This window comes from Yersinia vastinensis, from assembly GCF_044905075.1.
Lineage (GTDB): Bacteria > Pseudomonadota > Gammaproteobacteria > Enterobacterales > Enterobacteriaceae > Yersinia > Yersinia vastinensis.
In genome coordinates, this window is record NZ_CP173260.1 from 1589461 (window position 1) to 1601515 (window position 12055).

A 12055-nucleotide genomic window follows, 5' to 3' on the forward strand; every position below is an offset into this window, starting at 1 on the left:
TTTTTATAATTAATGCCTGAACATAACCCAATAATTTGCGTGGCGGCCAACGTCGCAGCAACGTAAAGGACAAGGATTATTTCAGGCCACTTGGAAGCATGCTGATATGGCTACGATTCATGTAGACGGCAAAGAATACGACGTAAACGGGGCCGACAACCTGTTACAAGCTTGTCTCTCCCTTGGACTCGATATTCCTTATTTTTGCTGGCATCCGGCGCTGGGAAGCGTCGGCGCTTGCCGCCAATGTGCGGTAAAGCAATACCAAAATGCAGACGACACCCGTGGGCGTTTGGTGATGTCCTGTATGACCCCGGCTACCGATGGAACCTTTATTTCCATTGATGACGGCGAAGCCAAAGCGTTCCGTGAGAGTGTGGTTGAATGGTTGATGACTAACCACCCACATGATTGCCCGGTCTGTGAAGAGGGAGGGAACTGTCATTTGCAAGATATGACAGTGATGACCGGTCACAGTTTCCGCCGTTATCGCTTTAGCAAACGGACGCACCAAAATCAGGATCTCGGCCCGTTCATCTCACATGAAATGAACCGCTGTATCGCCTGTTATCGCTGTGTGCGTTACTACAAAGATTACGCTGATGGCACAGATTTCGGTGTCTACGGCGCGCACGATAACGTCTATTTTGGTCGTACCGAGAGTGGCACGCTGGAAAGCGAGTTCTCAGGTAACTTGGTCGAAGTGTGCCCGACAGGTGTCTTCACCGACAAAACTCACTCCGAGCGTTATAACCGTAAGTGGGATATGCAGTTCGCGCCAAGTATCTGCCAGCAGTGCAGCGTGGGTTGCAATACCAGCCCAGGTGAACGTTATGGTGAATTGCGTCGCATTGAAAACCGCTACAACGGTACGGTAAACCACTACTTTATGTGTGACCGTGGCCGCTTTGGTTATGGCTATGTCAACCGCAAGGACCGCCCACGTCAGCCACAGCAATTGCGTGGCAATGACTGGATCCACCTGAACGCGGAACAAGCGATGCAAGGTGCGGCGGATATTCTGCGTCAGGCGAAGAAAACCATCGGTATTGGTTCACCGCGCGCCAGTTTGGAAAGTAACTTTGCGTTGCGTGAATTGGTGGGGGCTGAAAACTTCTACACCGGGATCGCCGCAGGTGAACAACAACGCCTACAACTGATGCTGAAAGTGCTGCGTGAGGGCGGTATTTACACGCCTGCATTACGCGAAATTGAAAGTTACGATGCCGTGCTGATTCTGGGTGAAGATTTGACCCAGACAGGCGCACGCATCGCCTTGTCTGTCCGTCAGGCAGTGAAAGGCAAAGCGCGTGAAATGGCCGCTGCACAAAAAGTGGCTGACTGGCAAATTGCCGCCATTATGAACATTGGTCAGCATGCCAAACACCCACTGTTTATCACCAACGTTGATAACACCCGCATGGATGATATTGCGGCATGGAATTATCGTGCACCAGTGGATGATCAAGCTCGCCTAGGCTTTGCTATTGCCCATGCGCTGGATGAATCCGCACCTGCGGTTGATGACCTGTCAAAAGATCTGAAAGGTAAAGTGGATATCATCGTACAGGCGCTGGCCGGTGCGAAGAAACCACTGATTATTACCGGTAGCAGTGCGGGTAGCGATGCCATTATTGAAGCGGCAGCCAACGTGGCGAAAGCGTTGAAAGTCCGTGGTTCTGATGTGGGCATCACCTTTGTTGCCAGTGCTGCCAACAGCATGGGTCTGTCAATGATCGGTGGCGGTTCACTGGATCAAGCGCTGGAATTGTTGACTCAAGGTGATGCGGACAGCGTTATCGTGATGGAAAACGACCTGTATCGCCACGCAGCAAAAGACAAAGTCGATGCTGCATTGGAGAAAACAGCCAATCTGATTGTGGTCGATCACCAGCGCACGGCGATTATGGATAAAGCCGATTTGATTCTGTCTGCGGCCAGTTTTGCAGAAAGCGACGGAACATTGGTCAATCAGGAAGGTCGCGCTCAGCGCTTCTTCCAAGTGTATGACCCGACTTACTATGATGATCCGAAAAAACCTGAAAACCGCAGCATTATGCTGGAGAGCTGGCGTTGGTTGCATTCCCTGCACTCAACTTATACCAGCCGCCATGTGGACTGGACTCAGCTTGACCACGTGATTCAAGCTTGTGTGGCTGCATTGCCGCAGTTAGCCGGTATTGTTGATGCCGCACCCGATGCCACATTCCGCATTCGTGGTCAGAAACTGGCACGATCGCCGATTCGTTACAGTGGTCGTACTGCTATGCGCGCAGATATTAGTGTGCATGAACCGCGTCAGCCACAAGATATCGACACGCCGTTTGCCTTCTCAATGGAAGGGAACAACAGCCCACTGGCGGATCGTCAGCAGATTCCATTTGCTTGGGCACCAGGTTGGAACTCACCGCAAGCATGGAACAAATTCCAGGCAGAAGTGGGTGGCAATTTGCGCTTTGGCGATCCCGGTGTCCGCCTGATTGAAGCGGGGGAGGGAACGCTCGGTTACTTTGATTCAGTTCCTGCGGCCTTTACCGCCCATGCTCAAAGCTGGCAGATAGCACCTTACTACCACCTGTTTGGTAGTGAAGAGATGTCTCAGCGTTCAGATGTGATTCAACAACGGATGCCTGCACCTTACGTGATGGTCAATCCGGCTGATGCTGCCACACTCGGGGTTAATCTCGGTACGCTGGTGGAGTTCAACTGCGCGGGTCAGACTCTGCGCCTGCCAGTACGTCTGAGTGAAACCTTGGCTCAAGGTCAGGTCGGCTTGCCGCTTGGCTTACCGGGCATTCCACCAATTATGGTGGGTGCGCGTGTTGAGAATCTGCGGGAGGCAGTACTATGAGCTGGTTTACCCCTGAATTGATTGAGATTTTAATCTCTGTCCTGAAAGCGGTAGTGATTCTGTTGGTGGTAGTGACTTGCGGCGCATTTATGAGCTTTGGCGAGCGCCGCCTGCTAGGCCTATTCCAAAACCGTTACGGGCCAAACCGTGTTGGTTGGGGCGGGTCATTGCAGCTGGTTGCTGACATGATCAAAATGTTCTTCAAAGAAGACTGGGTACCGCGCTTCTCTGACCGGGCCATCTTTACCTTGGCACCGGTTATCGCCTTTACCTCACTGCTGCTCTCTTTTGCTATTGTCCCAGTCAGCCCGACTTGGGCGGTTGCAGACCTGAATATCGGTATTTTGTTCTTCCTGATGATGGCGGGGCTGGCGGTATACGCCGTGCTGTTCGCCGGTTGGTCCAGTAATAACAAGTATTCTCTGTTAGGGGCGATGCGTGCATCTGCACAAACCCTGAGCTACGAAGTGTTTCTCGGCTTATCGCTGATGGGTGTCGTGGCACAAGCAGGCTCGTTCAATATGCAGGATATTGTTAACTCTCAGGAGCACGTCTGGAATGTTATCCCGCAATTCTTTGGCTTTGTGACCTTTGCCATTGCGGGTGTTGCAGTCTGTCACCGTCATCCCTTTGACCAGCCAGAAGCTGAACAAGAACTGGCCGATGGTTACCACATTGAATATTCCGGGATGAAATTCGGTCTGTTCTTCGTCGGTGAATACATCGGTATCGTGACCGTCTCTGCTCTGATAGTCACCTTGTTCTTCGGTGGTTGGCAAGGTCCGTTCTTGCCGCCATTTATCTGGTTTGCGCTGAAAACGGCTTTCTTCATGGTGATGTTCATTCTGATCCGTGCATCCTTGCCGCGCCCACGTTATGACCAAGTGATGTCATTCGGCTGGAAAGTTTGCCTGCCGTTGACCCTGCTGAATCTGCTGGCGACAGCCGCGGTCATTTTGTACAACGCTCAATAAGGGGTGAATGAACCATGACGTTGAAAGAGTTAGTGGTTGGTTTCGGCACCCAAGTGCGCAGCCTGTGGATGATTGGCCTTCATGCCTTCCACAAGCGCGAAACCCAAATGTATCCAGAAGAACCGGTGTACCTGCCACCGCGCTACCGTGGTCGAATTGTGCTGACGCGCGATCCCGATGGTGAAGAGCGCTGTGTTGCCTGTAACCTGTGTGCTGTTGCTTGTCCGGTTGGCTGTATTTCATTGCAGAAAGCCGAACACAAAGATGGCCGTTGGTATCCGGAGTTCTTCCGTGTCAACTTCTCCCGCTGCATTTTCTGTGGTCTGTGTGAAGAGGCTTGCCCAACGACCGCTATCCAGCTTACGCCGGATTTCGAAATGGGTGAATTCAAACGCCAGGATCTGGTGTATGAGAAAGAAGATCTGTTGATCTCGGGGCCGGGTAAATATCCGGAATATAACTTCTACCGGATGTCCGGTATGGCGATTGATGGCAAGCAGAAAGGCGAAGCCGAAAATGAAGCCAAACCGATCGACGTTAAAGGTCTGATGCCTTAGGAGCCAGCTTCCATGGAATTTGCATTTTATATTGCAGCATTGGTGGCAGTGGTGGCGACTATTCGCGTTATCACTCATACCAACCCGGTACATGCGCTGCTGTACCTGATTATCTCCCTGCTGGCTATTTCGGCAGTGTTCTTCTCGCTGGGGGCTTACTTCGCCGGTGCGTTGGAAATCATCGTGTACGCCGGTGCCATTATGGTGCTGTTCGTGTTCGTGGTGATGATGCTCAACCTTGGCAATGTCGAACAACAAGAGCGCGACTGGCTGAAACCAAGCTTGTGGATTGGTCCTGGTTTATTGGCCTTGGTGCTGTTATCAGTGCTGATTTACGCCATTAGTTCAGTCAGTGACTCGGGTATCAGCGGTGAAATGGTGGATGCCAAAGCCGTCGGTATTAGCTTGTTTGGCCCTTATGTGCTGGCCGTTGAGCTGGCTTCAATGCTATTGCTGGCAGGGCTGGTGGTTGCCTTCCATATCGGGCGTGAACATAAGCCGGGTGAAGTGCTAGGTGCCAGTGAATCAGCGAAAAGAAAAACGGAGGAACAAGCATGATCCCTCTACAACATGGCCTGATTTTGGCGGCCATTCTGTTTGTGCTGGGGCTGACAGGGTTGCTGATTCGTCGCAACCTGCTGTTTATGCTGATAAGCCTTGAAGTGATGATCAACGCAGCGGCGCTCGCCTTTGTTGTGGCGGGCAGTTATTGGGGTCAGGCTGACGGTCAGGTGATGTATATCCTGGCGATCACACTGGCAGCAGCGGAGGCCAGTATTGGTCTGGCATTGCTGTTACAGCTGTATCGTCGCCGTCATACTCTGAATATCGACACAGTCAGTGAGATGCGCGGATGAACCTATTATATTTAACAATTCTGCTGCCACTGCTGGGCTTCTTGCTGTTGGCATTCTCCCGTGGGCGTTGGTCTGAAAACACCTCCGCCACTGTCGGGGTTGGCTCTATTGGTCTGACGGCGCTGGTGACTCTGTATGTCGCAGTGGATTTCCTGAGCCAAAAGGCAACCGGGGTACAAGTGTTTAACCAAACACTGTGGAACTGGATGTCTGTTGGTACGTTCAACATTCCGCTGACGCTGACACTAGACGGCTTGTCACTGACTATGTTGTCTGTGGTCACTGGAGTGGGCTTCCTGATCCACATGTACGCCTCTTGGTATATGCGTGGGGAAGAGGGCTACTCACGCTTCTTCGCTTACACCAACCTGTTTATCGCCAGTATGGTGGTCTTGGTGTTGGCGGATAACCTGATGCTGATGTATTTGGGTTGGGAAGGGGTAGGGCTGTGCAGTTACTTGCTGATTGGTTTCTACTATACCAATCCGGCTAACGGTGCAGCAGCGATGAAAGCCTTTATCGTGACCCGTGTCGGTGACGTGTTCTTGGCCATCGCCTTGTTTATCCTTTACCAAGAACTGGGTACGTTGAACATTCGTGAGCTGATGGTATTAGCACCGCAGAAACTGGAAATGGGCTCCACCGCCATTACTTGGGCGACGCTAATGTTATTGGGTGGCGCAGTGGGTAAATCGGCGCAGTTGCCGTTACAAACTTGGTTGGCGGATGCGATGGCGGGTCCAACACCGGTTTCCGCTCTTATCCATGCGGCAACCATGGTTACCGCTGGGGTCTATCTGATTGCCCGTACTCACGGCCTGTTCCTGATGGCACCGGAAGTTCTGCATCTGGTAGGGATTATTGGGGCGGTTACCCTAGTGTTGGCAGGTTTTGCCGCCTTGGTACAAACCGATATCAAACGGGTCTTGGCCTATTCCACCATGAGCCAGATTGGCTACATGTTCTTGGCGCTGGGCGTTCAGGCGTGGGATGCGGCGATTTTCCACCTGATGACCCATGCTTTCTTCAAAGCCTTACTGTTCCTCTCTTCCGGTTCAGTCATTCTGGCCTGTCACCACGAACAAAATATCTTCAAAATGGGCGGTCTGCGTAAGACTATCCCGTTGGTTTATATCTGCTTCCTGGTGGGTGGTGCAGCGCTGGCAGCATTGCCAATCGTCACCGCAGGCTTCTACAGTAAAGACGAAATTCTGTGGGGCGCATTGGCCAGTGGCCATATCAATCTGATGGTTGCAGGCTTGGTTGGGGCATTCCTCACCGCGCTGTATACCTTCCGTATGATTTTCATTGTGTTCCACGGCGAGCCAAAAACCAAAGCGCATCCGGTCAAAGGGATCACCCATAGCTTGCCGCTGATTGTGTTGCTGGTGCTGTCAACATTTGTTGGTGCGCTGATAACACCACCACTGGCGGGCGTATTGCCAGAGCTTCACTTCGGTGAAGAGGGCAAAATGCCGCTGGAGATCTTCTCTGGCGTACTGGTTGTGGTAGGCATTGCACTGGCGGCGGTACTGTATCTGGGCAAACGTCAGTGGGTAAACAGCATTGCGCAAAGTGCACCGGGCCGCTTCTTTACGGTCTGGTGGTTCCATGCGTGGGGTTTCGACTGGCTGTACCACAACGTATTTGTTCGCCCGTATCTGTGGATTGCAAGACTGTTGCAACGTGATCCGCTGAACTCACTGATGAATACCCCAGCGATACTTTCGCGCTGGAGTAATCGCGGTCTGACCGTCAGTGAAAATGGACAGGTGCGTTGGTATGTCGCGTCTATGGGTTTGGGTGCAGTCGTTGTACTGGCTCTGTTGCTTTTCGTTTAATTAGGGACACAAAACGCCATGCTATTACCTTGGCTAATTCTTATCCCCTTTATCGGCGGCTTACTGTCTTGGCAGTGTGAGCGCTTCGGTACTAGAGTACCGCGCTGGATAGCGCTACTCGCGATGGGGCTGACATTGGTGCTCTCTCTGCAACTGTGGGTGCAGGGCAGCTATTCACTGATTAATCCGGCGGGTATCCCGCAGTGGCAATCAGAATTCACCTTGCCGTGGATCCCACGGTTCGGCATTGCTTTCCATCTGGCTTTAGATGGGTTGTCACTGCTGATGGTCGTGTTGACCGGCCTACTGGGTGTGCTGGCTATCCTCTGTTCGTGGCGTGAAATTCAGCGCAATCAGGGGTTCTTCTACCTGAATCTGTTGTGGATTCTGGGTGGGGTTATCGGCGTGTTCCTTGCCATCGACATGTTCCTGTTCTTCTTCTTCTGGGAAATGATGTTGGTGCCGATGTACTTCCTGATTGCCTTGTGGGGTCACAAAGCATCGGATGGTAAAACGCGCATCGCGGCAGCGACCAAGTTCTTCATCTATACCCAGGCCAGTGGCCTGATTATGTTGATTGCCATTTTGGGGTTGGTGTTTGTGCACTACAACGCCACCGGCATCTGGACATTCAACTACGAAGACCTGCTGAAAACGCCGATGTCCCACAATGTGGAATATCTGCTGATGCTAGGCTTCTTTATCGCTTTCGCGGTAAAAATGCCTGTGGTGCCATTACACGGTTGGTTACCCGATGCGCATAGTCAGGCACCGACAGCAGGTTCTGTCGACTTGGCTGGGATTTTGCTGAAAACCGCCGCTTATGGTTTGCTGCGTTTCAGCTTGCCATTGTTCCCAAATGCCTCTGCTGAATTTGCCCCTATCGCCATGTGGTTGGGTGTTGTCGGTATCTTCTATGGCGCATGGATGGCATTCTGCCAGACGGATATCAAACGTCTGATTGCTTATACCAGCGTATCGCACATGGGCTTTGTCCTGATTGCCATTTATACCGGCAGCCAACTGGCCTACCAAGGTGCGGTTATCCAGATGATTGCTCACGGTCTTTCTGCCGCGGGTATGTTCATCATTTGTGGTCAGCTATACGAGCGCCTGCATACACGTGATATGCGCCAAATGGGCGGCCTGTGGGGTCGAATCAAATATTTGCCTGCGCTGTCGTTGTTCTTCGCGGTAGCCACTTTGGGGATGCCGGGCACCGGTAACTTCGTGGGTGAATTTATGATCCTGTTCGGCAGCTTCCAAGTCGTTCCAGTTATCACGGTTATCTCGACTTTCGGGCTGGTTTTTGCTTCGGTTTACTCGCTGATTATGATGCAGCGTGCTTATTACGGCGCGCCAAAATCACAAGAAGCATTACCGGGCATGAGTGCAAGGGAACTGTCCATCATCCTGCTGTTAGTGGTGTTGTTAGTCTTGCTGGGGGTTTACCCGCAGCCAATTCTCGACACTTCACATGCTGCGATGAGTAATGTACAGCAGTGGTTCTCAGCTTCATCTATTCCAACAACAAGGCCGTAATTCGCCATGACAATAACTCCTCAACAACTGATCGCAATGCTACCGCTGTTGATCGTCGGATTGACGGTGGTGGTTGTGATGCTGTCCATTGCGTGGCGACGCGATCACTTTATTAACGCCACTCTGACGGTTATCGGGCTTAACCTGGCACTGCTGTCACTCTACTTTGTCGGTCAAGTCGGGCCGATGGATGTCACGCCGCTGATGCGGGTTGACGGCTATTCGATGTTTTACACAGGGCTGGTAATTGTTGCCAGTCTGGCAACCAGTACCTTTGCTTATCCGTGGCTTAATGGCTACCCAGATAACCGCGAAGAGTTCTATCTACTGGTGCTGATCGCAGCCATGGGCGGCATTCTGTTAGCCAGTGCTAATCATCTGGCCTCGCTGTTCTTGGGTATCGAACTGATCTCCTTGCCGCTGTTTGGTCTGATTGGTTATGCCTATCGCCAGAAGCGTTCGCTGGAAGCCAGTATCAAATACATGCTGCTGTCGGCGGCAGCCTCTTCATTCCTGCTGTTCGGGATGGCGCTGCTGTATGCAGAATCCGGTAGTCTGTCTTTCGCCGGTTTGGGCAAAAGCCTGAGTGACTCGGTTATCCATCAGCCGCTGATTCTGGCCGGCCTAGGAATGATGATTGTCGGCCTCGGCTTTAAATTGTCACTGGTGCCATTCCAACTTTGGACGCCAGATGTGTATCAGGGCGCACCAGCTCCGGTATCGACCTTCTTGGCAACAGCCAGTAAGATTGCCATTTTTGCCGTCGTGATGCGCTTGTTCCTGTATGCGCCAGCGGCTGACAGTGAAGCGGTCCGTTTGGTGCTTTCACTGATTGCGGTGGCATCGATTCTGTTCGGTAACCTGATGGCAATCAGCCAGACCAATATCAAGCGTCTGCTAGGCTACTCCTCAATTGCGCATCTTGGCTATTTGTTGATTGCGCTGGTGGCAGTCCAAACCCACCAGTTAGCACTGGAAACAGTGGGTGTGTATCTGGCGGGTTACTTGTTCAGCAGCTTGGGGGCTTTCGGTGTGGTCAGCTTGATGTCCAGTCCGTACAAAGGCCCGGATGCTGAGTCGCTGTTCTCCTATCGCGGGTTGTTCTGGCATAAGCCAATCCTGTCTGCAGTGATGACCGTGATGATGCTGTCACTGGCCGGGATCCCAATGACTCTGGGCTTTATCGGTAAGTTCTTTGTCGTCGCAATGGGTGTCAGTGCAAACTTATGGTGGCTGACCGGTGCGGTGGTATTGGGCAGCGCTATTGGCCTATATTACTACCTGCGTGTCACTGTTAGTTTGTACCTTAGCGCGCCAGAAACATTGGTTCGCGACACACCAAACAACTGGGCACTGACAGCCGGTGGTGTAGTGGTACTGATTTCCGCGATTTTGGTACTGGTGTTGGGTATTTATCCACAACCGTTGATTACACTGGTTCAAATGGCCCAGCCGCTGATGTAACTGTGCGCTGAAGCCAAACAAAACCCTCTGTGAGTTTCGACTGACAGGGGGTTTTTCTTTTATAGGCTATTAAGATTATTTCAAGTTATTCAGATTTTTTCGCGACTCAAGCCATAAAAGTACAAGAATGGTATTTGAGATAAAAATCACATTAAATATGAAATTAAATTATTTGTGTCATTATTAATGTGATTTAAATCGATAAATTATGACCTAAACTCAGGTAAACTGCGCGGCTTTCATCCAATGAACGTTTTGTCTCACTCTTTTGCGCGGGTACACACTGATGAACATTATTCTGATGATTGCCATTACCACTGGCATTCTCTCGGGTATTTGGGGCTGGGTTGCGGTCAGCTTGGGGCTTATCAGTTGGGCGGGTTTTCTTGGTTGCACCGCGTATTTCGCTTGCCCGCAAGGGGGGCTGAGAGGGTTGCTTATCACGTTGCTCACCTGCATGAGCGGTGTGTTCTGGGCGATGATGATTATTCAGGGCAGCGCATTGCAACCTGAATGGACCATACTTGGATATATGTTGACAGGCATTGTGGCATTTTTGATGTGTATTCAGGCGTGCCAGCAGTGGTTATCGTTTGTCCCCGGCACGTTTATCGGTGCCTGCGCCACCTTTGCAGGCAATGGGGATTGGAAATTAGTGGTGGCTTCATTGTTAGTCGGAGCCGTGTTTGGTTATGCCATGAAAAATAGCGGGTTATGGCTGGCCGCTAGACGGAGTCGTCCGGGGAAAGAGGCTTCTTTATCACCCTCGGCGGACACAAAATAAGAGATGAAATTTGGCTAACTGGCTGATTCGGTTGTCAGTGCCCCATCGCTTATGGTGCCACGCATGAAGCTATGCGTTTTAACAACCGAACGGTCATTTCGCTACAACTCAAATGACATCACAGCAGATGATGAGCAACCTTAACCACCAGCTTGCGTAGTGGGGTAATTTCGGCCAATGTTCCCATTGGACGATGCAATTCACCGGGGAACAAAATCGCGATATCTCCGGGGGCCAGAGTTAGCAGGGTTTCTGTGGTGATCCCTTCAAATAAGCCATAATCTCGCTCAGTATCAAAATCCATTGTCGGACGCTGGCCCTGAGTGGTGGGGGAAGCACCAATCACTTCATTACCTTCCAGCAGAATATGAATATCAATGTAATAATGATGTAATTCAGGGGGTTGTTCATACAATGGCTTAGTTGTAGCAATAATATGATTGAGATAAATCTCCCGACCTTCAATATCGCGTTCACCGGCAGGCAAATTGGCTAAATCCAGTTTGTTGATTGCTGCCAGTGTACGACGGATAGCCTCAGGGTAGAGTGGGTTATTCACTGCGTTTTTCAGTTCATCAAGTATCATAATAATTCCTATATTCTTACATCAGCATTGTTTTTATATCAGCATGGTACTGGAGGAGCTTAAGCGCAGTGGCTCACCTTGCTTTCTTGTTTTAACGCGGTGATGCAGTGTTCAACCACACCGACAATGTCAGGCGAAATATCAATGGCAACCACATCAGGCTCGCGAGCATCGGGTACTTCGAGTGTTGCAAACTGGCTTTTTAACAGGCTTTCCGGCATAAAATGTCCAGCCCGCTGCTGCATTCTGTGCAATACCAAATCGTAATCGCCAGTCAACCACAAAAAACGAATCCCCTGATTACCTTCGCGCAGACGGTCGCGATACTGCTTTTTCAATGCCGAGCACACGAGAAAACCCACTTCATTTTTTTGTTGCAGGCTATAGGCCACATCGCTTAGCCGTTCCAGCCAAGGCCCACGGTCTTGATCATTCAGAGGCTGGCCTGATGCCATTTTTTGAATGTTGGCGCGTGGGTGCAAATCATCGCCATCAATAAATTTGGCATTCAATTTTTGCGCCAACGCCTGCCCGACACAGGATTTTCCCGTGCCGGAGACGCCCATGACAATAATGCATTTACCGGACATAACTTCCCT

11 protein-coding genes are annotated in these 12055 nt (G+C 51.1%); 9 read left to right on the forward strand and 2 right to left on the reverse strand.

The features are described from left to right. Positions 1-106: 106 nt before the first annotated feature. From nuoG to ACIOG0_RS07555, 9 genes are all read left to right on the forward strand, one after another. Complete coding sequence (gene nuoG, locus ACIOG0_RS07515) at positions 107-2851, forward strand: NADH-quinone oxidoreductase subunit NuoG (protein WP_050096904.1); 2745 nt, start codon at positions 107-109, stop codon at positions 2849-2851. Next, a complete protein-coding gene (nuoH, locus tag ACIOG0_RS07520) occupies positions 2848-3825 on the forward strand; it encodes an NADH-quinone oxidoreductase subunit NuoH (RefSeq protein ID WP_005159221.1) in 978 nt (325 codons plus the stop codon). Before nuoG ends, nuoH begins: the two co-directional genes overlap by 4 nt. 14 nt (positions 3826-3839) lie before the next feature. Then, positions 3840-4382, forward strand: coding sequence for an NADH-quinone oxidoreductase subunit NuoI (nuoI, locus tag ACIOG0_RS07525; protein ID WP_050096905.1), 543 nt, complete (start codon positions 3840-3842; stop codon positions 4380-4382). Positions 4383-4394: 12 nt separating this feature from the next. Next, the gene (gene nuoJ, locus ACIOG0_RS07530; protein WP_050096906.1) at positions 4395-4940 is read left to right on the forward strand and encodes an NADH-quinone oxidoreductase subunit J; all 546 of its coding nucleotides are present in this window, start codon (positions 4395-4397) and stop codon (positions 4938-4940) included. Next, positions 4937-5239 (forward strand): NADH-quinone oxidoreductase subunit NuoK, encoded by a 303-nt coding sequence (gene nuoK, locus ACIOG0_RS07535; RefSeq protein WP_032815102.1) that lies wholly within the window; start codon positions 4937-4939, stop codon positions 5237-5239. Before nuoJ ends, nuoK begins: the two co-directional genes overlap by 4 nt. Then, complete coding sequence (nuoL, locus tag ACIOG0_RS07540; RefSeq protein WP_050096907.1) at positions 5236-7080, forward strand: NADH-quinone oxidoreductase subunit L; 1845 nt, start codon at positions 5236-5238, stop codon at positions 7078-7080. The genes nuoK and nuoL overlap by 4 nt, the downstream gene beginning before the upstream one ends. Positions 7081-7098: 18 nt before the next feature. Continuing rightward, positions 7099-8622 (forward strand): NADH-quinone oxidoreductase subunit M, encoded by a 1524-nt coding sequence (nuoM, locus tag ACIOG0_RS07545; protein WP_050096908.1) that lies wholly within the window; start codon positions 7099-7101, stop codon positions 8620-8622. A 6-nt stretch (positions 8623-8628) separates the two neighbouring features. Continuing rightward, entirely contained in the window at positions 8629-10086 is a 1458-nt protein-coding gene (nuoN, locus tag ACIOG0_RS07550) for an NADH-quinone oxidoreductase subunit NuoN (RefSeq protein ID WP_050096909.1), read from the forward strand. Positions 10087-10372: 286 nt separating this feature from the next. After that, complete coding sequence (locus ACIOG0_RS07555) at positions 10373-10870, forward strand: DUF1097 domain-containing protein (protein ID WP_128450910.1); 498 nt, start codon at positions 10373-10375, stop codon at positions 10868-10870. Between the two features lie 118 nt (positions 10871-10988). Here ACIOG0_RS07555 and ACIOG0_RS07560 read toward each other — a convergent pair whose 3' ends face one another. Continuing rightward, entirely contained in the window at positions 10989-11456 is a 468-nt protein-coding gene (locus ACIOG0_RS07560; RefSeq protein WP_128450909.1) for a YhcH/YjgK/YiaL family protein, read from the reverse strand. 59 nt (positions 11457-11515) lie between these two features. After that, complete coding sequence (locus tag ACIOG0_RS07565; RefSeq protein WP_050096912.1) at positions 11516-12046, reverse strand: gluconokinase; 531 nt, start codon at positions 12044-12046, stop codon at positions 11516-11518. Between the last annotated feature and the right edge of the window lie 9 nt (positions 12047-12055).